Origin of the sequence: Alcaligenes sp. Me129 (assembly GCF_050487245.1) — a bacterium.
GTDB classification, from domain to species: Bacteria; Pseudomonadota; Gammaproteobacteria; order Burkholderiales; family Burkholderiaceae_B; genus Alcaligenes; species Alcaligenes phenolicus.
On sequence record NZ_JBKQGX010000005.1, the window covers coordinates 106,773 to 130,339 of the forward strand.

General features: G+C 56.4%; 19 protein-coding genes and 1 tRNA gene. 7 read left to right on the plus strand and 13 right to left on the minus strand.

Annotated features, from left to right (window positions below):
• Window positions 1-16: 16 nt before the first annotated feature.
• Window positions 17-412: a lactoylglutathione lyase gene (gene gloA, locus ACLPGZ_RS07295; RefSeq protein ID WP_035271035.1), complete on the plus strand. Its 396-nt coding sequence runs from the start codon at window positions 17-19 to the stop codon at window positions 410-412.
• A 192-nt stretch (window positions 413-604) separates the two neighbouring features.
• Window positions 605-1,834 carry a nucleoside recognition domain-containing protein gene (locus ACLPGZ_RS07300; protein WP_239055177.1) on the plus strand — a complete coding sequence of 410 codons (1,230 nt, stop codon included), beginning with the start codon at window positions 605-607 and terminating at the stop codon, window positions 1,832-1,834.
• A gap of 166 nt (window positions 1,835-2,000) precedes the next feature.
• Here ACLPGZ_RS07300 and rsmA read toward each other — a convergent pair whose 3' ends face one another.
• From rsmA to ACLPGZ_RS07315, 3 genes are read right to left on the minus strand one after another with little or no spacing between them, the layout of a single operon-like run.
• Window positions 2,001-2,792, minus strand: a complete 792-nt coding sequence (gene rsmA / locus ACLPGZ_RS07305) for a 16S rRNA (adenine(1518)-N(6)/adenine(1519)-N(6))-dimethyltransferase RsmA (protein WP_137431391.1) — start codon at window positions 2,790-2,792, stop codon at window positions 2,001-2,003.
• Window positions 2,793-2,800: 8 nt separating this feature from the next.
• The gene (locus ACLPGZ_RS07310; RefSeq protein ID WP_035271041.1) at window positions 2,801-4,252 is read right to left on the minus strand and encodes a peptidylprolyl isomerase; all 1,452 of its coding nucleotides are present in this window, start codon (window positions 4,250-4,252) and stop codon (window positions 2,801-2,803) included.
• Window positions 4,245-6,632 carry an LPS-assembly protein LptD gene (locus ACLPGZ_RS07315; protein WP_309544372.1) on the minus strand — a complete coding sequence of 796 codons (2,388 nt, stop codon included), beginning with the start codon at window positions 6,630-6,632 and terminating at the stop codon, window positions 4,245-4,247. Before ACLPGZ_RS07315 ends, ACLPGZ_RS07310 begins: the two co-directional genes overlap by 8 nt.
• 123 nt (window positions 6,633-6,755) lie before the next feature.
• Here ACLPGZ_RS07315 and ACLPGZ_RS07320 point away from each other — a divergent pair, with 123 nt between their 5' ends.
• From ACLPGZ_RS07320 to ACLPGZ_RS07330, 3 genes are all read left to right on the plus strand, one after another.
• On the plus strand, window positions 6,756-7,802 hold the full coding sequence (locus ACLPGZ_RS07320; RefSeq protein ID WP_009454992.1) for an aminoglycoside phosphotransferase family protein: 1,047 nt from the start codon (window positions 6,756-6,758) through the stop codon (window positions 7,800-7,802).
• Complete coding sequence (gene murU, locus ACLPGZ_RS07325; RefSeq protein ID WP_115634202.1) at window positions 7,802-8,512, plus strand: N-acetylmuramate alpha-1-phosphate uridylyltransferase MurU; 711 nt, start codon at window positions 7,802-7,804, stop codon at window positions 8,510-8,512. Before ACLPGZ_RS07320 ends, murU begins: the two co-directional genes overlap by 1 nt.
• Before the next feature lie 163 nt (window positions 8,513-8,675).
• Window positions 8,676-9,383 carry a hypothetical protein gene (locus ACLPGZ_RS07330; RefSeq protein ID WP_009454993.1) on the plus strand — a complete coding sequence of 236 codons (708 nt, stop codon included), beginning with the start codon at window positions 8,676-8,678 and terminating at the stop codon, window positions 9,381-9,383.
• A 110-nt stretch (window positions 9,384-9,493) separates the two neighbouring features.
• Here the strand turns inward: ACLPGZ_RS07330 and glnQ are convergent, their stop codons facing one another.
• The 9 genes from glnQ to mnmC form a co-directional block, all read right to left on the minus strand.
• The gene (glnQ, locus tag ACLPGZ_RS07335; RefSeq protein WP_009454997.1) at window positions 9,494-10,222 is read right to left on the minus strand and encodes a glutamine ABC transporter ATP-binding protein GlnQ; all 729 of its coding nucleotides are present in this window, start codon (window positions 10,220-10,222) and stop codon (window positions 9,494-9,496) included.
• The gene (locus ACLPGZ_RS07340; protein WP_429641108.1) at window positions 10,219-10,998 is read right to left on the minus strand and encodes an ABC transporter permease subunit; all 780 of its coding nucleotides are present in this window, start codon (window positions 10,996-10,998) and stop codon (window positions 10,219-10,221) included. Before ACLPGZ_RS07340 ends, glnQ begins: the two co-directional genes overlap by 4 nt.
• A gap of 173 nt (window positions 10,999-11,171) precedes the next feature.
• The gene (gene glnH / locus ACLPGZ_RS07345; RefSeq protein WP_373568170.1) at window positions 11,172-11,903 is read right to left on the minus strand and encodes a glutamine ABC transporter substrate-binding protein GlnH; all 732 of its coding nucleotides are present in this window, start codon (window positions 11,901-11,903) and stop codon (window positions 11,172-11,174) included.
• 228 nt (window positions 11,904-12,131) lie between these two features.
• On the minus strand, window positions 12,132-12,923 hold the full coding sequence (locus tag ACLPGZ_RS07350; RefSeq protein WP_009455007.1) for a MetQ/NlpA family ABC transporter substrate-binding protein: 792 nt from the start codon (window positions 12,921-12,923) through the stop codon (window positions 12,132-12,134).
• A 50-nt stretch (window positions 12,924-12,973) separates the two neighbouring features.
• Window positions 12,974-13,633 carry a methionine ABC transporter permease gene (locus tag ACLPGZ_RS07355; protein WP_022983463.1) on the minus strand — a complete coding sequence of 220 codons (660 nt, stop codon included), beginning with the start codon at window positions 13,631-13,633 and terminating at the stop codon, window positions 12,974-12,976.
• The gene (locus ACLPGZ_RS07360) at window positions 13,630-14,640 is read right to left on the minus strand and encodes a methionine ABC transporter ATP-binding protein (RefSeq protein ID WP_009455014.1); all 1,011 of its coding nucleotides are present in this window, start codon (window positions 14,638-14,640) and stop codon (window positions 13,630-13,632) included. The genes ACLPGZ_RS07355 and ACLPGZ_RS07360 overlap by 4 nt, the downstream gene beginning before the upstream one ends.
• A 246-nt stretch (window positions 14,641-14,886) precedes the next feature.
• Window positions 14,887-14,962, minus strand: a tRNA-Lys gene (locus tag ACLPGZ_RS07365).
• Between the two features lie 265 nt (window positions 14,963-15,227).
• Window positions 15,228-17,396 carry a glycoside hydrolase family 31 protein gene (locus tag ACLPGZ_RS07370; RefSeq protein ID WP_115634325.1) on the minus strand — a complete coding sequence of 723 codons (2,169 nt, stop codon included), beginning with the start codon at window positions 17,394-17,396 and terminating at the stop codon, window positions 15,228-15,230.
• A gap of 151 nt (window positions 17,397-17,547) precedes the next feature.
• Window positions 17,548-19,413, minus strand: coding sequence for an FAD-dependent 5-carboxymethylaminomethyl-2-thiouridine(34) oxidoreductase MnmC (gene mnmC / locus ACLPGZ_RS07375; RefSeq protein WP_239055176.1), 1,866 nt, complete (start codon window positions 19,411-19,413; stop codon window positions 17,548-17,550).
• Between the two features lie 132 nt (window positions 19,414-19,545).
• On the opposite strand from mnmC, the gene ACLPGZ_RS07380 reads away from it, so the two are divergent.
• Window positions 19,546-20,409 (plus strand): inositol monophosphatase family protein, encoded by an 864-nt coding sequence (locus ACLPGZ_RS07380; RefSeq protein WP_060185615.1) that lies wholly within the window; start codon window positions 19,546-19,548, stop codon window positions 20,407-20,409.
• Window positions 20,410-20,568: 159 nt separating this feature from the next.
• Here the strand turns inward: ACLPGZ_RS07380 and ACLPGZ_RS07385 are convergent, their stop codons facing one another.
• Complete coding sequence (locus ACLPGZ_RS07385; protein WP_115634204.1) at window positions 20,569-22,266, minus strand: AMP-binding protein; 1,698 nt, start codon at window positions 22,264-22,266, stop codon at window positions 20,569-20,571.
• Window positions 22,267-22,346: 80 nt separating this feature from the next.
• Between ACLPGZ_RS07385 and ACLPGZ_RS07390 the strand changes: the two genes are divergently transcribed.
• On the plus strand, window positions 22,347-23,546 hold the full coding sequence (locus tag ACLPGZ_RS07390; protein ID WP_088451031.1) for a M20 aminoacylase family protein: 1,200 nt from the start codon (window positions 22,347-22,349) through the stop codon (window positions 23,544-23,546).
• The last annotated feature ends 21 nt before the right edge of the window (window positions 23,547-23,567 follow it).

Sequence of the window (23,567 nt, forward strand, 5' to 3'; positions counted from 1 at the left end):
CTAGGAGCTCTACCTTATGCGTATCCTGCACACCATGCTGCGTGTCGGCAATCTGGACCGTTCTCTGGCCTTTTACACCGAAGTGCTGGGCATGAAATTGCTGCGCCAGTCCGACTACCCGGACGGCCGCTTCACCCTGGCTTTTGTTGGCTATCAGGACGAGTCCGAAGCCGCCGTATTGGAGCTGACCCACAACTGGGACACCCCCTCCTACGATCTGGGCGACGGCTATGGCCACATTGCACTGGAAGTGCCTGATGCCTACAAAGCCTGTGAGGACATCAAGGCTCGTGGCGGCAAAGTCGTACGCGAAGCAGGCCCGATGAAGCACGGCACCACCGTGATCGCCTTTGTGGAAGATCCGGACGGCTACAAGATTGAACTGATCCAGGCCAAAGGGCGCGTGGATTAAAGCAAACAGAACCGGCCTTAATTGGCCGGTTTTTTTTATGCACCCCTAATTATTCAACTTGGCACAAAGGTGTCCGAATCATACTTTGCGACTATTTGTGCCGCTACCCTTACATACCGTAGCCGCTAAAACCCGCCTGTATTCTGCGACAATCTAGCTTGGCTTTTCCCTGCCCTGTTTACTGCCAACACTATGCTCAATACTCTTTGGCTGTTTTTCTTCCTGATTGCCGCCGTCAGCGGGTTTTACCAGTGGCTGGTCGGGGGAAATAGCGAAATTTTTGCACAAATGGTGCGCAGCCTGTTCGATATGGCCGCCCTGTCCGTGCAACTGATGATGCTGCTTTTTGGCACGCTCACCCTGTGGTTGGGTTTCTTGAAAATTGCCGAGAAGGCCGGGCTGATCGATATCCTGGCTCGCTGGCTGGGCCCCTTGTTCAGCCGCCTGATGCCCGGCGTACCCGCAGGCCACCCTGCTTTGGGGCTGATCACCCTGAACTTCGCGGCCAATGGCCTGGGCCTGGACAATGCCGCCACGCCTATAGGCTTGCGGGCCATGAAGTCCCTGCAAACACTGAACCCGCATCCGGACACCGCGACCAATGCACAGATCCTGTTTCTGGTGCTGAATGCTTCGTCCCTGACGCTAATCCCCATCAGCATCTTCATGTACCGGGCTCAGCAAGGTGCTCCCGACCCGACGATGGTGTTCCTGCCCATTCTGCTGGCCACCACTGCCTCCTCCCTGGCGGGCTTGCTCAGCGTTGCCCTGGTTCAGCGCCTGCGTTTATTTGATCCCGTTCTGATGCTGTGGTTTGGCGTTTTTGCGCTGATCCTGGGCTCTTTCATGGCCTTGCTGGCTACGCTCAGTGCAGCAGCCATCCAGTCGCTGTCCTCTCTGATGGGCAATCTAACCTTGCTGTCCATCATCTGGCTTTTCCTGCTGATGGGCTGGCGGCGCAAGATTCCTCTGTATGAAGCCTTTGTAGAAGGCGCGAAAGAAGGCTTTAGTGTTGCCAGGGATCTGTTGCCCTATCTGGTTGCCATGCTGTGCGCTGTGGGCGTGCTACGCAGCTCTGGCGCTCTGGATATCGTGCTGGACGTGATCCGCTGGCTGGTGAACCTGACTGGACTGGATACGCGTTTTATTGATGCCTTGCCTACCGCTCTGGTCAAACCCTTTTCAGCCGGTGCCGCTCGTGCCCTGTTGATTGAAACCATGCAGCATCACGGCGTGGACAGCTTCCCGGCCCTGCTGGGTGCGACCGTGCAGGGCAGCACAGAGACAACTTTCTATGTGCTGGCGGTTTACTTTGGTGCGGTCGGCATCCAACGTGCCCGCCACGCGGTTTCCTGCGCCTTGATTGCTGATCTGGCAGGCGTGCTGGCCTCGATTGCAGTTTGTTATTGGTTCTTTGGCTAGGAGCCCAGGACTCAGCGTGGGGGCAAGACCTTTTTCCCAGCAGATTCAAGCTGGCATAACAGATCATTCCAAGGACGAGTAGCCTTACACGACCCACCATAAAAAACACCCCAAAACGGAATCGATATCCAATTTTGGGGTGTTTTTCTTTACGGGGTTTTGTCTATCAGACGGCTTGGATAACGCCCTTATCCATCAGGTGATCGGCCAGGGCAATGTACTGTTCCAGGGACAAATCAGCCGGACGGCTGGTAGGTGCAATTTCCAGCGCCTCCCAGTCGATATGAGCCGTCCAGTCACCCAAACCACCGCGCAACATCTTGCGTTTTTGCGAGAAGGCCCGCGCCACAACCTGGCTGAATACACGCGCATCACGAGCCTGGGGACGATCTGCCGCCAAAGGCACCATACGCACGACTGCCGACACAACACGCGGTGGTGGGTTGAATGCCTCGGGCGGCACTTCAAACAACTTCACCATGCGATAGCGCGACTGCAACATCACCGACAGGCGGCTGTAGTCTGAGGAGCCGGGTTTAGCGACCATGCGATCAATCACCTCGCGTTGCAACATGAAGTGCTGATCCACCACGGCATCGGCATAGTCCAGCAAATGAAAGAGCAAGGGGCTGGAGATGTTGTACGGCAGATTACCCACAATACGCAGATTCGGGCCTAAAGCACCGAAGTCCACGCTCAAGGCATCAGCCTCAATGATTTCCAGCTTGCTGGGCGAATAGTGATTACGCAGACGGGCTGCCAGATCACGGTCAATCTCGACCACACGCAAGCGCTCCAGCGCCTGCGTCAGCGGTCGGGTCAGGGCCGAGAGGCCCGGACCAATTTCCACCATATTATCGACAGGCCGAGGGCCAATCGCACGGATGATCTGGTCGATGATGGCCTCATCTTCCAGAAAGTTCTGTCCAAAGCGCTTGCGCGCCTGATGCTGGGCCATACTTATCCTTAGCGACGGCGGGTGCTGGACTCGGGGTCCAAACGGTTATCAATGTAAGCGCGGCCGCGCAGGCTGTTCAGCCAATCTTCAAAGGCAGGCTCGGCACGCTGCTGGAACAGAGCCTGACGGGCCTGCATGCGCTTGTACTCACCTTCCATATTGCGGGTACGGCGCTCGATCACCTGGATCAGGTGCCAGCCAAACTGGGACTCCACCACGGCGGTATCGTTGCCGGGTTGCAGCTTGTCCATGGCTTGCTCGAACGGAGGCACAGTCTCGCCAGGCGAGAGCCAACCCAAATCACCACCTTGTGGTGCGCTGCTGTCTTCCGAGTAACGCTTGGCCAGATCCTGGAAGGACTCGCCATTGCGCAAACGCACTTGCAGTTGCTCAATGCGCTGACGAGCCTGCTCGGAAGTCATAACCTTGGACAGCTTGACCAGAATATGGCGAGCATGAGTCTGGGTCACCATCATGGGACCGGACTGCGCCGATGCCGCACTAGGCACAGGCGAAGTATTGCTAGGCGCAGCACCGCCACGCTCCAACACCTTCAGAATATGGAAGCCTTGACCACTGCGAATCAGGTCGGAAACCTGGCCGGGGGCCAGGTTATGGACAGCTTGTGCAAATAAGTCAGGCCAGTCGGACAAGGAACGAGTTCCCAACGCACCACCGCTCAGGGCCTCTTGACCATCCGAGTTGGAGGCAGCCAAACCAGCAAAGTCTGCGCCGGAACGAACCTGGGCCAGCAGGCCTTCTGCTTTGGTCCGCAAACGCGCTTCTTCGCTGGAGTTCGCGCCTTCAGGCACACGCACCAGGATCTGCGCCAGACTGACAGGTGCATTTTGCGCCTGTGCCGCCGATTGTCCCAAATTGCCCAAACCTGCGCCACCTTGAGAGCGCAGGTAAATATCAATGTCGGCGTCCGTAATATTGATGCTGCTGTCGACCGCTCGCATGCGCAACTGATCCAGCAGGATTTCCTGCTTCAGATTGGCACGGTACTGCTCCCAGCTAATGCCATTCTTTTCAATCTCGGCTCGCAACTGGGCCTCGGTCATATTGTTGCGCGAAGCAATCATGCGCACACCTTCATCCACTTGCTGTGGACCGACTGAAATCCCCATGGCGCGAGCTTCCTGCTGCTCCAGGCGCTCATTGATCAACCGTTGCAAAACCTGTTTGCGCAAGATGTCATGATCAGGAGCAGGAATTTTCTGCTGCTTTAACTGTTCCAGCACCTGTGCGGCTTCCAGATCAACCTGACGCAGGGTAATCACCTCGTCATTGACCACGGCAGCAATGCCATCCACAAATTGGGAGGAAGCAGCGGGTGCCGCCTTGGCTGCAGCGGGCTTGGACTGCGCCTGAGCCATTTGAGCCGTGCCCAGCCCCATGACGGCCATCAAAGCCAATGACAGGGTACGGTTTTTCAAGCTGAAACGCATATTATTCATACCTCTCATGAATCATTTTTTCCTGTACGGGATTGGTGACGGGTTCATAGCCAATCACACGGTCACGCAGCATTTTGATAGGGTCGTTGCCAATTCCGCCCAAACCGGATAGCTCCAGCTGGAAGAACAGGGCCTTATTGGTTTCCCTGGCCGAAACCGCATAGCGTTGCATCACCACACGAGCCGCCCAACAACAGTCGCCTTTATACTCCAGCCCCAGCACCGTTTGCGTGCCACGGCTTTCCTGAATGGAGTAATCGTAACGTCCCACAGCGTACACCTTGTTGCTCAACGGCCATTGGCCAGTCATGGAGACGTATTCCTTGCCACGATGATCTTCGTCAACGGGCGTAAAGTTTGGATCAACAACCTGACGGGGGTCACGCTCATAACGATAGTTCAAACCCAGTGTTGCCAGGCGTTTAGGACGCCAACGAATACCGGAGGCCAGACGGTTGCGGCGTTTTTCGTCCGGGTTGAATTGCGCATCGAAGTTGACCGAGAACGTATTGGTCAAAGCCGCACTGGCACCGACCAGATAATCGGAACGAGTGCTGGTACGCGCTTTTTCATCGCCCAGTGTTACGGTTTGCTTATCAAAATACAAGCGCTGAGCGGCCTGCAGAACCAGACGCTCGAAGCCCGTGTCCGCATCCAGCCAGCGGGACGTCAGGCCGACGGTGACCTGGTTCGCATTGGAGATACGGTCCCAACCACCGGAGAAGATATTTTCGCTGAAAGCCTGGGCAAAGTTGAAACTGGCCAGACTGGTGTCGTACAAGGGCAGCGAGGATTGGTCGCGATAAGGCACGTACAGATAGTAAACACGCGGCTCCAGGGTTTGAATGGAGTCGTTGCCAAACAAGGTGGTGTCACGCTCGAAGGTCATGCCGGTATCCAGGGACAGGATAGGCAAAACACGACTTTGCGTACGGGCCCGGTCCGCGAAACGCGCCATATTAGGATCACCCACATACCAGTCTGTCTGGTATTGGCTCATATGCAAGCCAGCTTTGGGCGTGATGTACCAACCTGGGCGAACGATGGGGTAAGCCACCGTTGTGTAGGACGAGAAACGCGTACCATCTGGAGCCAGACGGGTACTGCGCATATTATCGAATTCGCTCAGGTTGCCACTATAAAAGGGCATGCGGAAACGCGTCGCGTAGTTATCGCTGACCACATCAAAGCCACCCCAGTTATAACGGGATGCGCCCAAATACCATTCTGGCAATTTGTCGTACTGCGGCTGACGATACCAGGACGAGGAGTCCTGCAAAGTCTGATAGCGCGTCGCACTGACATGAGAACGGAAATACTTGGAACCGCCCCAACCCAGAGTCACCGTGCTGGCCAGATCCTGAATGGTGGAATCGTTCAATCCAAAACTGCTGAAGTCACGGAAATAATCATCATCCGAGACACGGCGGATATCCGCATTCAAATAGAAACTGGCAGGCAGGCTCTGACGATACTGCCCCATGAACAGCCAGCGTTTATAACCCAGCTCCTTGTCATCAGGCAGATAGTTACCGGTCAACTCTCCGGAGAAGCTGTCACCCAGATAACGGAATTCCCCCCCCAACATGGCGCCGCGTTTAGCCATGAAGCGGGGCGTCAGGGTGGCGTCGTAATTAGGGGCCAGATTCAGGTAATACGGCACGCTCAGGTCTACACCACCCCGCGTCGTCATGCCGTAAGTAGGCAAAAGGAAACCGGACTTGCGCTCTTTACGGAGCGGAAAGGTCAGGTAAGGGGAATACAACAGGGGCATACCCTTGAAGTACAAGACGCCATTACGCGCCACCCCTTCGTTTTCCTTGGAATACAGATCAACCTTGGGCGACTGGATATACCAGGCAGGTTCAGGACATGGACAACCCGAGTAATTCACATCGGATAGCCGCATATGGTTGGAACTGAGAATATCAGCCTGCGTCGCGGTACCGCTACCGCCGGTGGCTCCCAGCCAGAACTCCGGGGACGACATGCGCCCTGTATCCGCGTCCAGGTTGTAATCAAACTCCGGGCTGCGCACCAGGGCCCCATCACGCATGATCAAGCCGTTGCCACGTACTTCCACCTGGCCGGTTTTTTCCTGATAGTCGATCCGGTCGCCTTTGACGACAGAATCAATGCGCCGGACCTGGGCACCGCCTTCCAGACGCAAGGTGCCATCTTCCAGTGTTTTCATCTGGTCGCCTATCAGATAGACGGCCATATCCTCTTCCTGGAGCTTGCGCACTTGCAAACCGGGGGACGTCTTTAAAGACGGACGCACGGACGACTGAGCCTGGGCGACCCCCATGCCTGTCATCATCAACACGATATACCACGCCGCAACTCGCACTAAGACTGCGCCTCCAGTTGTGTCCTGCATTTATGTCCTGCATTTGTTCCACCAGAGACGAAAAACCCTGGCGACCCGGTATTATAGTTAAGCCTGCCGTTTAGCGGCACTGCTAAACACTAATCCGTTACGATCTTCTGCTTCCCTTTATTTATGTCTGCTTCTATTTCTGCCGCTACCGACCCTCGTTTGCAGCAAGCAATTACCTGGCTGAACACCCTGAAGTCCCGGTTTGGACTGGATCTGGACAGCCTGCAAACGGCCTCCAGCGACGCCAGCTTTCGCCGTTACTTTCGCCTGCAAGCCCAGGATCGAACCGTCATTTTGATGGATGCGCCTCCGGCCACGGAAGACTGCAAGCCCTTTGTGCACGTTACCGAACTGCTGGCACCGACGGGCATCCACGTGCCCGAAATCCTGGCAGCAGACACTGAACAAGGCTTTTTGCTGCTCAGCGATCTGGGTCAGGACAATTTTCAGACCGCGCTGAAAAACCCCATGCCGCAAAGCGAGCTGGACAAACTGTACCGCAGTACGCTGTTGACCTTGGTGAAATTGCAACAAGCCGACACCACGGGCTTGCCTCCCTACAACGAACAGCGTTTGCTGGAAGAGCTGCAGGTGTTCCCCGAGTGGTACATCCAAAAACATCGCCAGTTCGAACTGAGCGAAAAAGATCAGGAGATGTTGCGCAAAACCTTTGCCGAGCTGGTTCAGGCCAATGTGCAAAGCGCTACTGTACTCGTGCACCGGGATTTCCACAGCCCTAATTTGATGATGCCCCTGCCCGGCCAAAGCGAGCCCGGTGTTATCGACTACCAGGACGCCCTGGCTGGCCCTATCACCTATGACATTGCCTCCCTGGTGATGGACGCGCGTGTTACCTGGACGGAAGAGCAGCAACTGGACTGGGCAATTCGCTACTGGCAAGCCGCCATGGAAGCCGGCCTGGATGTGCCTGCCGACTTTGCCGTGTTCCACCAGCAATACGAATGGATGGGCCTGCAACGCAATCTGCGCATTCTGGGTGTGTTTGCCCGCCTCTCTCTGCGTGACGGCAAACATCATTATCTGGACCATATGCCCCGCCTGCTGGGCTATGTACATCAGGTGGCCAGCCGCTACGAGTGTTTTAACGGTTTGCTGCGCCTGCTGAACCGCCTGGAAGGTCGCCAAACTGTTTTGGGCATGACGGTCTGATGCGCGCCATGATTCTGGCGGCCGGTCGAGGTGAGCGCATGCGCCCCTTGACCGACACCTGCCCCAAACCCCTGATTCCGGCAGGTGGTCGGCCTCTCATCGTCTGGCACTTGCGCGCGCTGGCCAAAGCCGGCTTTCGAGAAGTCATCATCAACCACGCCTGGCTGGGTGAGCAGATTGAATCCACTCTGGGTGATGGCAGCCAATGGGGCCTGCGCCTGAGCTACTCGCCTGAATCATCTGCCCTGGAAACTGCCGGTGGCATTGCCAAGGCACTGGATTTTTTCCAGGGCCAGCCTTTCCTGTTAATGAATGGCGATATCTGGTCCGATTGGGATCCTGCCCAAGCCTTTGCCATGGCCGAACGTTTGCAAGCTGGCCCGGAGCAGGCCTGGTTGATCCTGACCCCCAACCCGCCCCACCACCCCGAAGGCGACTTTGGCATGCAAGAAGGACAATTGCACCTATGTGCCAAAACCCTTGCGGGTGCCCGCAGCGCCACCTTGAGCGGCATAGGGGTCTACAAACCCGAACTCTTTACCCATCTGCCCAAAGATCAGCCTGCCAAAGCCGCCCCCCTGCTGCATGCCGCCATCGAGCGCCGGCAGGTGCTGGGCAGTCTGCATGAAGGTTTCTGGATGGATGTCGGTACCCCCGAACGATTAGCCCAGTTAAACCAACACTTGGAATCGTTAGCACCCTCACAGTAAACTGATATTTTCCAGGCTAGCTGGCAGACGTTTCCAAGCACAACAAAGGGCAACAAAGCCAGCCATCCCGCCTCCGTAGCCCCAATGACGTCTATGCTAATGGGTTTTGTAATCGGGACTTGATTTGCTTTGAGTCCCTTGTCTGACAGGAACGTCTGTTCTCATGCTTGGTTCCTCCAAACGCACCGTATTCAAACCCACCGCCTACGGCTCCAGCCGTCGAAAACGCCGTATTCCACGCTGGTTTGTCCTGCTTTTGACAGGTATTGCCCTAGGTGCTGGTGGTCTGCTGTTCTTGCAAAAAAGTTATGGCCCTACGCGCCTGACCGTGGAGCAGTCGGAACAACTGCACTATGACCTCAACAGCGCCAATGCTGACAAGCAACGTCTGCAAGCTCAGTTGAACCAGACCAGTCGCGATCTTGAAGATGTCAGCCAGAAGGAAGACAAGCTGGGCAAACAGACCAGCGATCTGCAGGCCATGGTCACCAAGCTGGAAAAGGATATCGCGCTATTTGCCGATGCCATGCCTCCTGACCCGCGCGGCACCTCCCCTGGCATTCGCGCTGCCGAGTTCTCGGTTACGGACGGCCAACTGAACCACTTTGTGCTGCTAATGCAGGACAAGGGCAAGGACGCCGAATTCACCGGCACCATGGAGTTGGTTGCTGCTGGCCGCTACAGCAATGGTCGCAGCGGCAATGTGGACCTGCCCAGCCAGCCTGTCAGCGTCGGCCGTTACGCCTACATCAATGGCTCCGCAGAGCTGCCCGCCGGCTTTACGCCCCGTCAGGTCACGATCCGCATCAAGCCGGATGGCGCGAACCGCGTCGTTGCCACGCGCACCATCTACGTGACGCCCTCCCGATAAGCGCTGACCTGTCACGCACAGGCTGATAGTCACAAGAAAGCCCTTCAGGCCCTTGGCTTCATCGCCAAAATCCTGAAGGGCTTTTTTTAGCCGACGATCCAGCCAGACTCTTAAGCCACGTGCTGCAAAAAGTCTTTCAAACGTTGGCTAGGTGGATTGCTCAGCAACTCCGCAGGCGGGCCATCGTGCGCCACCCTGCCCTGATCAATAAAGATCAGACGGCTACCCACACGACGCGCAAAATCCATCTCGTGTGTCACCACCACCATGGTCATGCCCTCCTCAGCCAGCAACTGCATGACCTTGAGCACTTCCTGACGCAGTTCCGGGTCCAGTGCGGAGGTAGGCTCATCAAACAGCATCAGCTTGGGTTTGATCGCCAAGGCACGAGCAATGGCGACCCGCTGCTGCTGACCACCGGACAGCTCGTTAGGATAATGGTTCATACGCTCGGCCAGACCGACCTTGGCCAGCAACTCCGTCGCTTCCTCACGCGCCTGAGAGCGGCTGGTGCCACGCGTATGGATAGGCCCGAACATGACGTTTTCCAAAGCGCTCATCTGTGGAAACAGATTGAACTGCTGGAACACCATCCCTGCTTCCCGGCGCAAATCGCGTACCTGAGCGGGCGTGCCATTGACGCTCAAACCATTGACCACGATATCGCCAGCCTGAATGTCTTCCAGCTTGTTGATGCAGCGCAGGAAGGTGGATTTCCCCGACCCGGACGGGCCAACCACCACAACCACTTCGCCTTTATCAATATTCAGACTGATATCGTCGAGCACGATATTGTCGCCAAAGCGCTTGGTTACCTTCTTGAACTCGACAATACTCATACAATCCTCATGCGGTGTTCAATAAACTTCAGAATCAGGGCAATCAGGCTGGTCAGGATCAGGTAGATCACCGCCACCGCTCCCCAAATCTCCACCGAACGGAAGTTATTCGCAATAATTTCCTGGCCCTGACGAGTCAGCTCGGCAACCCCAATCACAATAAACAGCGAAGAATCCTTCAAGCTGATGATGCACTGGTTACCCATGGCGGGAATCATGCGGCGAAACGCCACCGGTCCAATAATGTGGCGCAAGATCTTGTGAAATGGCAGGCCCATGGCCTCTCCGGCCTCTTTCAGGCCCTTGGGCACAGATTGCAAGGCACCACGCACAATCTCGGAAATATAGGCCCCGGAGTTGATCATCAAGGTGAAGATCGCCGCGGTCAGCCCGTCAATTCGGATACTGGCCAGCATGGGCAGCGCGAAGTAGATGAACATCACCTGCACCACGATAGGCGTGCCGCGGATGAACAGCACGTAAAGCTGACACAGGAAAGAGAGTACATACAGCAGATAGCGTCTGAAAAAACCCAATAGCGACAGAGCGATCAGCGCCTGTATGGAGCTCCAGATCCAGGCTGGCACAAAGCTTAGCCAATTGCTCATCAGCCAGGACAGGCCCTTGAGCGCAAAGCCCAGTGCAAACACGCCCAACACGAACAAGGCGGCTCGGCGCCAGGTGACCGGCACCCGAATATAGGTGGTAATCACCCCGGTCAGAAAACCCAATATAGCGCCACCCACCAACCCCAAAAGGGTAATGAGCAGCGTCATTTTTGTACCTTCCAGAAGGCTGGGTAAAGCCCCCCAGATAGCGTCCCATTCAAAAGTCACAGTGCTACCTTTGTCTTTGAATAAACGCCCACAACAGAGCGTCAAAAAATAAAAGCGGTGATCCCGTTACGACACGCGATCACCGCTTGGCATGCGCTTGGCTTTACGCCTGTTTATTCAGGCTGTTTACCAAACCATTTCTGGTAGATTTTGTCGTAGGTGCCATCAGCACGAATATCTTTCAAAGCCTGGTTCACGACCGGAACCAGTTCGCTGTCCTTGGGAAAGGCAATACCGTAGAAGTCGCCACTTTTCACGGCGCCAGTGACCTTCACACGATCCTTACCGCCGGTCTGGGCGTAGTACTGCACGTTAGGCGTATCGTGCACCACCGCGTCCACACGGCCTGTTGCCAGCTCCAGGAAGGCATTGTCGATATTGGGGAACAGCTTGAGCTTGGCAGTAGGTACCGAGCGCTGCATGAAGTCCACCGTGGCGGTACCGATCTTCACCGCTACAGTCTTGCCTTCCAGATCGGAGGCAGTCTTGATGGCCGAGTTATCGGTGTTGACCAGAATGGCCAGACCGCTTTCGTAGTAAGGATCGGAGAAATCAATCACTTGCTTGCGGTCATCACGAATGGTGATCCCGGCCAGCGCAGCATCCAGATTGCGAGTTTGCAGGCCCGGAATAATGCCGTTGAAGTCCATGGGCTGGAAGCGGTAATTCAGATTGGCCTTCTTGGCGACCGCATCCCACAGGTCGATGTCAAAACCGGTGTATTTACCGTTTTGCTTGAACTCAAAAGGCACAAACGCCGTATCGGTTGCGACCACCAGCTCTTTGCCTTGTTGTGCCAGAGCCTGCCCAGCGGGCAAAGCCAAAGCCAAGGCCAAACCGGCCATCAGGGTTTTCATTTTCTTATTGAACATCCGTTACTCCTCTGTAGGGACTGACCCAAAACCAGCCAGTTCGATGTTTTACCCAAGTCAGCGCAGGCTCATGACCTGCCCCAGCGTTGATCTATCCTACCCGAAGCAGCACAACTGTTTGTATTTAATAGTTTTAAAAAAAGAAAAACCTCGGGAAATCCCGAGGTTTTTTCATACAGCGAGTCGTATCAACACTCAAATTCAGAACGCAGGAACAATAGAACCTTTGTACTTGTCAGCGATGAATTTCTTCACGTCTTCGCTATGCAGAGCCTGGATCAGCTTGGCCACGCGTGGGTCATCCTTGGACTTGGCAGCTACAGCGATCAAGTTGGCGTAAGGGGAGTCTGCACCTTCGATAGCCAAAGCATCCTTGGTGGGGTTCAGACCGGCTTCCAGCGCGTAGTTGGTGTTGATCAGGGCGATATCCACATCAGCCAGAACGCGAGGCAAGGTAGCGGCTTCCAGCTCCTTGAACTTCAGCTTCTTGGGGTTCTGGTCCACATCACGCGAGGTTGCCAGAATGTTGGAGGGATCTTTCAGAGTCAGAACACCGGCTTTTTGCAGCAGCAGCAAGGCACGGGCACCGTTGGAAGGATCGTTAGGGATCGCCACCAACGCGCCTTCTTTCAGCTCATCCAGGCTCTTGATCTTGGTGGAGTAAGCACCGAAGGGCTCAACGTGAACCACAGCCACCGACACCAGATCGGTTTTGTGTTCTTTATTGAAGGTATCCAGGTAAGGTTTGTGCTGGAAGAAGTTGGCATCGATATGGCCGTCAGCCACTTGCTGGTTGGGCTGCACGTAATCGGTGAACACCTTGATATCCAGGTTCACACCTTCCTTGGCCAAAGCAGGCTTCACAAACTCCAGCAGCTCGGCATGCGGCACGGGGGTAGCAGCAACCGACAGGGTCTCGGCAGCTTGGGCCACGCTGGCCAGCAGAGCCGACACGGACAAGGCCAGAACGGGAACAAATTTCTTCAAAGACATGAGCGACTCCAGTTTCAGAAAGGCAAGACTATGACGATAGCTGCCAGGACTTATTTTCGGCTCAAGCGAGCCACCATGGCGTCTCCAAACACCTGCAGGAGTTGCACCAGCACCACCAGGATAGTCACGGTCACCACCATGACATCCGTTTGATATCGTTGATAACCAAAGCGCAAGGCCAGGTCACCCAGGCCACCACCGCCGATCACACCGGACATGGCCGAATACCCCACCAGGGCAATGGCGGTCACAATCAGGGCCGCCACAATGCCGGTCGTCGCCTCAGGCAGCAAAGCCAGCAAAACGGTCTGACGGGAGTTCGCTCCCATGGCACGGCAGGCCTCATTCACACCGGGGTCCAGTTCACGCAGGACGTTTTCCACCAAACGGGCAAAAAACGGCGCGGCGCTCAGGACCAAGGGTGGAATAGCGCCCTGCACCCCCAACGACGTACCGGCCAGAATGCGTGTCAAAGGAATAATGACGATCAGGAGAATCAGGAACGGCACGGACCGCAAAATATTCACGATCAGGGACAAGCTCTGGTAGATCCAGGCATTGTCCAGCATCTGCTTGCGGCTGGTCAGAAACAGCAGCACGCCTAATGGCAAACCAATAATTGCGGTAAAGCCCAGCGAAATACCCGTCATCAACAAGGTATCAATCGTGGCTTCACCAATCAGCGCCCAATCCAGGTTGCTAAAGTTCATGGTCGCAATACCTCAAATTGGACATTCAATTCAGTCAGCAAGGCATCCAGCCCTGCTTTAGCCTGCGCATCCCCTTGCACGGCCACGACCAGTTGTCCGTAGGGCTCGGTTTTGATGCGGCCAATGGCTCCCTGCAAGATGCTGACATTCAGCCCCAGCTGGCTGGTAATGCGGCTGATCAAAGGCTCCGTTGTCGCCACACCGCGCACGCTCAAGCGCATGACACTACCGGGCACACCTTCTGCCAAGGCATGCCAGTCGTCAGCGTTCACGCCGCTTTCACTGAGCAAGGACTGCGTAGTGGGATGATGCGGGTGCAGGAACACATCCAGCACTTCGCCACACTCCACAATCTTGCCAGCATCAATCACGGCAACCCGATCACAGACTGAGCGAATGACATCCATGCCGTGCGTAATCAGGACAATCGTCAGCCCCAGCTCCTGATTGATCTCGCGCAGCAAACGCAAGATCGACTGGGTGGTTTCCGGATCCAGCGCCGAGGTCGCTTCGTCGCACAGCAAAAGCTGTGGCCGATTAGCCAGGGCACGGGCAATACCGACGCGCTGCTGCTGTCCGCCCGACAACTGACGGGGATACTTATTGGCATGGTCCTTCAAGCCCACCAGCTCCAGCACTTCCAGAGCACGAGCGTGACGTTGGGCGCGATCCACCCCTGCCAGGCGCAGAGGAAAACAGACATTATCCAGAACCGTGCGGGAATGGAGCAGGTTGAAATGCTGGAACACCATGCCCACGCCTTGTCGGAACGCGCGCAACTGCGCACCCGAAAAGCGTGTGATGTCCTGATCCTGTACCCAGACCTGACCTGAACTGGGTTGCTCAAGCAGATTGAGCATGCGGATCAGCGTACTTTTCCCAGCACCCGAGCGACCAATAATACCGAAGACCTCTCCTTGGTGAATCTGCAAGGAAACGTCGTTCAAAGCATGAACGGTCTTGCCTGCCAAGGAATAGGTTTTTGAGATGTGTTCAAGACGAATCAAGATGAACTCAGCCTAGTTAGTCAGTCGAGTTATAAAAGCCTGAGCTGTAAGCGAAATTTACCATAAAGCAAATTTGACTATGACCAGATAGATATAACCCAAGGAAATATTGAAACCATACTGAGGGCTGCACTGTATAGCAAGATTTCCGACCGGCCAATGCGCGGATGTGACCTTGGCTGTGCAAGGCAAGCGCCCAAAGAAAAAGGCCGCTAAGAGCGGCCTTGTTTCTACGTTTCAGTTTAGTGGTGGGTCGTGCGCGACTCGAACGCGCGACCAACGGATTAAAAGTCCGCTGCTCTACCGACTGAGCTAACGACCCCCTACTGAAAGATGAAATTATGGCCTGATTCGAAGGAGCCGTCAAGCACTAAATGCAAAATAATTGGGAAAAAGGCGTTTTTCTTTAAAAAACCTGAAAACAGCGTCTTGCTAAGGCCCCGCCCCTGCCCTTTTCCCTGTTTCAGAAACAAAATCGGAACATCTATCCAGGAGCATTTACTGCTGAAAATAGAAAATGCCTCCCGAGACTGAGGTCAGACCCCAATGCCGGGAGGCATTCAAAGACGATCAGGCTCGTCTAGCGCTTAACGGGCACGAGAAATACGAACCTCGGCACCACGGCGTTTGACCTCCAGCCCTTCGGACGGCAGGATCTTCAATCCTTCCAGACCCTTGATGTAGCTGGAACCCTGCATCTGCATGACGCGAATCTTGTTGCGCATCACAACCGGGCTATGCTCGGGCATGCCAAACATCCAGACCTCATCCAGCAAACGAGCCGAGTTGAACTCGGATGTATGCTTGACCACCGGTCCCAGACACAGCATATGGCCTTCGCGGCCAAAGACCGGCAAGCGGTCCAGACCCACAGTCATTTTCAGGATGGTGCCGCCTTCATAGCGCCAGCCCGTGCTCAGATCCCACCAGGCATCGCCTTCAGGCAGGTAGACCTCGATATCCTGGCCGGGCTGCAAGACAGGAGCCACCAGCAAGGCAGGACCCAACAAATACTGGGTATCCCACAAGCGAGCCTGGGCATCTGCCGGGAAGCTTTGAGCCATGGAACGCTGTACCGGCAAGCCAGTACGCACGGCGTCTTCAATAATGCCCAATACATAAGGCACCAGACGGAAACGCCACTCCAGCCAATGAGCAACCTGAGCCTGGGTTTCTTCGTCAAACGCATCAGGACGCAAGGCAGGAATACCTTGCAGACTGAAGTTTGCCGAGAAAACCGACATGGCCAACCAGCGCAGGTACAGCTCGGGAGTCATTTCGCTGGTCGATGCAGCCGCATTGCCCCAGCCATGAATCTGGATAGGCACGCCGCTATTACCGGTAGCCAAGGCGGACTTCAAGGATTGCGTCAGACCTGCCCAGGTATTTTCCACCTGCGGGCCCAACTGCCAGGCAAAGCGCTGGGAAGATGGGCTCAGGTCGCGGCTGGCAACCACGCCTTCTTGCGGTGTCTTGTGACCGGCAACAGCATCAAACAGGGCCTGACGTGCCAACACAGGGTAAATTGCACGCAACAGGGCGCCAGACTCGCCACCACGGCTGGTGATGGCATCCGGAATATCAAAACGGGCATTGCACAGCACGGCACCCAGACCATCGTCGACCATCTGACGCTGGCGCTCGGTCCACATGCGGAACACGTCTTTGTGGGTCAGGTCCAGCAAACCGTAGTCGCGACCACCGCTTAGCTCATCGCCAGGGAAGACATAGGCGCAGCCGTCGTCATCATTGATAAGCAACCAACCGCGATCTTCCCACTCTTCGAACAAGCTGGTGCCCGCCAGTACGCAAGGACGAGTCCAGGCGGCCAGCTGCAACTGATCATTCTGCAAGGCAGAGAAAGCGTCGCGAGGGTCAGCCATGCGGGCGGCATCCCACTCCAGCGTAGGCTTGTCCTGCTGAAAATCGTAAGGCTCCGGTGGCGGCAAGACGGCCACATCCAGCGCAATGCCCTGCTCGCGGCACTGATTGGCCAGCTCACGCAAGGACGTTACATCCTGCGCCTGAGCGCCATCCAGCCACAAGCCCATAGGCGTGACACCGGGCTGACCAGCACGGCCCGTCAAGGCGGAGTACTGGTTGATAATTTCGCTGGGATCACCCAGGAACAGGAAGAAATCCAGGTCGGCAGCGTGTACACGAGCGCGGTACGCATCCAGATCTTGCTGACCCAGATCATGTTCAACCCGCTCGAAGGTATTGATGTATAAACCCCAGCCTTGGGTGCTCCAGAGCAAAGGCAGGCTGCGGTCGTCCGGGCGATCGGTGTCGACTGTTTCCTCGCGGCGGTCCAGCTCGCCCAGGGTTTCGCCCAAACCATACAGGGCATCTTCCTCGGCCAGGGCCAGAGCCAGCTGCCAGCAACTGTTGGGCTCTTGCTCGAGTGTCAATGGCTGATCGCCACTGCTCAAGAGCAGTTGCTCGCCACGCCGGACTTCAAAGCGCCACGGATTGGCCTGAATGTGCAGGGCAAGCTCGCCCTGCTCAATCCGCCAGCCCGAATCGGCTGCTTCCAGTTGAAATTCGCTGACCGCCTCATGGCGGGCCAGCAGCATATCGCCCAAAGCTTTGGCACGGGTACTGAGCTTTTCATTATCGAGCCGGGTAGCCGGCATACAGCGGAAACGAAAAACACCCGGCGCATGAGCTTCGATGCGCAGCGCAAAATCGGTTTCGACAAAAGCGAAATCGGCCTGGGCCGGTTTCGTCGTCAACAAACTCAGATGATTAAACAATTGTGTCACGTCGTCAGAGTGGAGCGAACGGCACGATGCTGATCGCAGGGTCACGCTCAAGATTACTTAACAAGGCCACTATTTTGACGTATTTGCGCTACAAAGGAAAATGTTGCTTCAAATTTCGCCGAAATAATTCGAAAAAAGGGCCTTAGCGAGGTATTAAGGCTTGCTCCAAACGCCGCTCCAAAGGAATGGGTTCCTCCAGACAATAAGCGGCAAACAAACTGGCTGCCAGCAGGCTCCAACTCAAACCACGTGAGCCGTAAGCCGCAGCCATAAACAAACCGGGCGGGCCCGGCACAAAACCCATCACGGGCAAATGATCACTTAAAGCACAGCGCCAACCGGCCCATCCTTGTTCGGGTGTTGCCACCGCCACAGCGGGATGAGCCAGCATGGCAGAAACTTTTTCTATATTTTGCTGATGACCCTGGCGGCTGACCTGGGCAGCCTCACCCAAACGTTCGTAGGTGCTACCAATGACTTGCCCCTGCGGGCCTACAGGCAGGATATAGCCCTGACCGCTTAAAGTCACTTCGCCACGAGTCAAAGCCTGTTCGGCAGGCAAGTATGTCACCTGCCCGGCCAGACGCTGCATGGCCGCCAGCCGTGGCAGGGGATGCTGGGCCAAGAACTCGTCGGGCAGCAAACTCAGGCTTTGGGCTGCCGCAGCTATCACTACACGATTGCTGCTTTCCAGGCACTCCCCCTGCTGATTGCAGACCTCCCACACTTCCGGCTCCTGGCCGGCTCGCAAGGACACCTGCTCTGGCAGGCATTGAATCAAGGGGTGATCCAGCAGATAGGCAACCAGTGCGCCGGGATTCACCACCATGCCTTGCGGAAAATACAGGCCACCGCCTTGCAGCGGCACCCCAGCCAAGGCCGAGCCCTGCTCACGATCCAGCCATTGCACCCAATCCTGGTCCAAGGCCAAACGCTCCAGCGCCTGCTGAATTTCGGCATCACTATTGCCCGCCTGCCCAAACACCAAGGTTCCGACTCGACGCGGGCGAGCCGCTTCCGGCAAGTCTTTCCAGCCCTGCCAGGCATGCAGAACAGCATTACGGCTCAAGCGGGCCAAGGGGGCATCATCCAGGGCGAACACGGGGGAGATGGCAGCCAGACGGTGACCTTGATGCGTTGCATCCAGGCCCTGGCTCAGTGCCGGATCACAAACCAGAACGGGCACACCTTTGCGGGCCAACTCCCAGGCACAGGCCGCCCCCGCCAAACCGGCACCAATCACTACCGCCCGCCCTTGCTGTGGTGGCAAATTGCTGCGTCGTCCCAGGTGGGGACGCAAGCGAGCGCGAATGGTGCACCACTTACCCCCGGCACCGGGGACTTTTTCCACTTCAAAACCTACCGAGGCCAGATCACGTCGCACCTGCCCGGCACAGCACCAGGAAGCCGCTGTCGCCCCCGGCGCAGCCAGACGCACCAGTTGCCCCAGGACCGACCGCGACCACATGGAAGGATTGCCACGGGGCGCAAAGCCATCCAGGTAAAACGCGTCCGCATGGCAGTGCAGCTCGTGCATCATGGTTTCGGCTTGCCCAAAGGCCAAGGTCAGTGTGACTTGTCCCCTATCCAGCTCCAGCCTGTGTATGCCCGGCACCAGTATGGGCCAGGCTGCCAGCAGTTCCTGGGCTTGGGTCTGCAACTCCTCGGGCAAGCGGGCGTACAGAATCGCCAAATCTGCCTGGCGGAAAGGATGGGCCTCAACCGACACGAAATGCAGCCGCTGGCTGCGCTCCGGGTCCTGACGCCAGGCCTGCCAGGTAGCCAGAAAGCTGGCCCCCAGTCCAAAGCCGGTTTCACAAATCGTAAATTGGGATCGCCCCCGCCAACGCTCGGGCAGACCATTACCGTGCAGAAACACCCGTCGTGCCTGCCCCAAAGGGCCATCTGCCGGGTGATAGCTATCCTGATACACCGCGCTGACGGGCACGCCATGCTCATTGAACTCCAGAACGGCCGGGACCAGGGGCTCAAACGCAGAGGCAGCCATTAATTTTCCTGCCCATAACAACACTCACACACGCTCTAACCCCTTAAACTGGCCTTAATCAAACTGACACCAACAAACACGTACAATGAAAAGTCTCAGCTTCAGACTTTTCTTTTTTAAAACCGGATTGCCATGCCATTGTCACGTTTACCGCTCAGCGCCTGCCTGGACGCTGCTGTTACCGCAGCCCATGCCGCCGCCGCTATTTTACAAGCCTATGCGTCGGACCGTAGCTCTCTGGTGATCAGCAACAAAATGCACAACGATCTGGTGTCGCAAGCCGATCATGAAGCCGAGCAGGCCTGCATCAGTGTGCTGATGGAGCGCACCCCGGACATTGATATCGTGGCCGAGGAAAGCGGCGGCGTGAATACAGGCCGTCCCACCTGGTATATCGACCCGCTGGATGGCACGACCAACTTCCTGCACGGCATTCCTCACTATGCCGTCTCAGTTGCCCTGATTGCCCCGGCCGGCACGCAAATGGATAACGGCGTTCTGGCCCAGGACACGCCGGTCATTGCCGTGGTCTACGACCCCAATCGAGAAGAGCTGTTTACCGCCATGTACGGTGTGGGCGCCTGGTTAAATGGCAGCCGTATTCAGACATCCTCATCGAAAAAACTGGCGGACTCGGTATTGGCCACAGGCTTTCCCTTCCGCGACTTCTCTTTTTCCGACCAATACATGCCCAGCCTGAACGCTTCCATTACAGGCAGCCGTGGTGTGCGCCGCATGGGTGCTGCCGCACTGGATCTGGCCTGGGTGGCTTGCGGTCGTTACGACGGTTACTGGGAAATGGGTCTGGCTCCTTGGGACGTTGCCGCTGGCACCTTGCTGGTGCGTGAAGCCAAGGGTGTGTGTCAGGACCTGTATCAGGAAGAGCCCTGGCCCGTCAGCGGTCACGTCTACGCAGGCAATGCCCACATTGCCGATGAGTTGCTGGGCATGGTGCGTCCGTCGCTGACACAGCGTCCGACCAAACCCAAGCCTTAACGTCTTATTCGGGGCCAGTTGCCAAACCTCCTGCTCCGATCTTCATCGCCCGATAAAAAAGCGAGCCATTTAAAACGGCTCGCTTTTTTCATGCAGATCAGGTTGCAGGCCAGGTTTAGCAATTTGCTAAATAGTCGCCCCGTCCTCCAAACCTCCAAATCAAGCCTGCGCTTCAGGCTTGGCTTCCTCATCCCGCAGGACACGACGCAAGATCTTGCCCACATTGCTCTTGGGCAGTTCATCACGGAACTCAATAATGCGGGGACGCTTGTACGCCGTCAGACGCTCTTTGCACCATTGCTTGATATCGGCTTCAGTCAAGGACGGATTACGTTTGACCACGAACAGCTTGATGCTTTCACCACTGTGCTCGCTGGGCACCCCCACCGCCGCCACTTCCAGCACATCGGGATGCGCCGCCACCACGTCTTCAATTTCGTTCGGATAGACGTTAAAGCCCGACACCAGAATCATGTCTTTCTTGCGATCCACCAGACGAATACGTCCCTGCTGATCCATGACACCGATATCACCTGTCTTCAAGAAACCATTAGGCGTAAAGACATTGGCGGTTTCCTCCGGCTGGTTCCAGTAAGCCGACATAACCTGCGGCCCTTTGACGGCCAGCTCGCCTTGTTCGCCCATGGCAACCGGTTGCCCCTGTTCGTCCAGCAAGAGCACATCGGTTGAAGGCAAGGGAAATCCAATCGTGCCACTGTAATCGCGTGAATCCGTCGAGTTCACCGCCACCACCGGGGAGGTTTCCGACAGACCATAGCCTTCAATCAAAGGGCAGCCCGTCACAGCCAGCCAACGCTCGGCCACGGCTTTTTGCAAGGCGGCACCACCGGCCAGACACAGTTTGAGCTGCGCAAACGGCAAGGTACGGAATTTTTCGTGATTCGCCAGCGCATTGAACAAGGTATTCACCGCTGGAACGACTTCAGGCGGATTGCGTTTCCAGGCCTTGTAAACCGAATTGAGATCGCGCGGATTCATCACCAGCACCATATGCATACCTGCATACATGGCAAACAGACCGCAAACCGTCAGCGCGAAGATATGATAGAGCGGCAAGGCCACCATCATGGTGTAAGCCGGGCCTTTAAAGTCACCCAAAGCGGGAAAGCCCACGGCCTCCACCTGCAAGACGTTTGCCATCAAATTGCGCTGGCTAAGCATGGCGCCTTTAGGACGGCCCGTTGTGCCGCCCGTGTATTGCAACAGCGCCAGATCATCCGGTTTGGCGGGCTGACGGCTCAGGCTCAATTTGCTGCCCTGCTCCAGCACGGCCTCCAGACTGTGCGAACCCGGCAAGGAATAAGACGGCACCATGCGTTTCAAATAACGCACGGCGAAATTCACCACGCTGCCCTTGAGCCCCATCAGATCACCCACGGTACTCAACACCACGTGGGCAGGCTTCACATTGTCAGGAACTTGCTGCAGCACATGCGCAAAGGTTTCCAGAATCACAATGACCTGGGCCTGGCTATCGGCCAGTTGGAACTCCAGTTCGCGTTCGGTGTATTGCGGGTTGGTATTGACGCCCACCATACCCGCTCGCATGGTGCCCAGCAGGCAAATCAGGAAGGGCAAACCATTGGGCAGCATCAGCATCACACGGCTGCCACGCTCCAGACCCTGTGCCTGCAACCAGGCCGCGAAGGCATCCGCGCTACGGTCCAGATGTTCATAGGAAATGTCATGCCCCATAAAGGTCAGCGCAGTCCTGTCCTTATGCTTTTTCATGGCGGCATCCAGACAATCGATCAAAGTCTGCTCGGCGCCTAACTGAATCTCATGGGGCACGGAGGCCGGATAATGCTCGAGCCAAGGTTTTTGCTGAGTATCCAAGGGCTTGTCACCTAATACGTGTTTATTTATGGTTAACTCTACTCTACTTTATTGTTCAAACCCAAGGACAAGCCCGCATCATGAAGCTGTTTGAACCCATTTCCGCCTGGTCGCATGAAATTGCGGCCATCCGGCGCGATCTCCACACCTACCCCGAACTGGCTTTCGAGGAAACCCGGACGGCCGATCAAGTCGCGTCCTGGCTGGAGAAATGGGATATTCCGGTACATCGTGGCCTGGGCGTGACAGGCGTTGTCGGTATCCTTAAGGGTACGGGCGGCGAAGGTCCATCCGTGGGGCTACGCGCCGATATGGACGCCCTGCCCATGCAGGAGCTGAACGAGTTCGAACACAAAAGCCGTCACGACGGCAAGATGCATGCCTGTGGACACGATGGACATACCGCCATGCTGCTGGGTGCAGCGCGCTACCTGTCCGAGCACCGTGATTTTGCGGGCACCATCTATCTGATTTTTCAGCCTGCCGAAGAAGGTTTTGGCGGCGCACGCGAAATGATCAAGGATGGCTTGTTCACGCTGTTCCCCATGCAAGCTGTTTTTGGCCTGCATAACTGGCCCGGCATGCCTGCCGGCACCTTCGGGGTTTTGCCAGGCGGCATGATGGCCTCCAGCAATACCTTTGAAATTCGCATTGAAGGCAAAGGCGCCCATGGAGGCATGCCCCATCTGGGCGTGGACCCCATCATGGCGGCCGTGCAACTGGCGCAAAGTCTGCAAACCATTGTCAGCCGCAATGTGGACCCCCTCGAACCCGTAGTGCTGAGCATTACCCAGATTCATGCCGGCTCTGCCGATAACGTTATTCCCAACGAAGCAGTCATGCGCGGCACGGTACGCACCTTCTCCACCGAAGCCCTGGACCTGGTCGAGACCCGCATGCGCGAACTGTGCGAGCAAAGCTGTGCCGCCCAGGGTTGCAAGGCCGAGTTCGACTTTGACCGCCGCTACCCTCCCACCATCAATAATCCCGAGCAAGCGGCCTTTTGCGCACAAGTCATCAAGGAGCTGGTTGGCCCCGACAAGCTGCGTCAAGACATCCGCCCTTCCATGGGTGCCGAAGATTTCTCCTTCATGTTGCAAGAAGTCCCCGGCTGCTATGTCTGGCTAGGCAATGGCGATGGCGACCATCGCAGCCAGGGCCACGGCATGGGTCCGTGCATGCTGCACAACGGCAGCTACGACTTCAACGACGCCCTGATTCCTATTGGCGCCAGCTACTGGGCCAAACTGGCTCTAGACTGGCTGGCACAACACCGTTAATGCTTTAACAAATGTTTCATA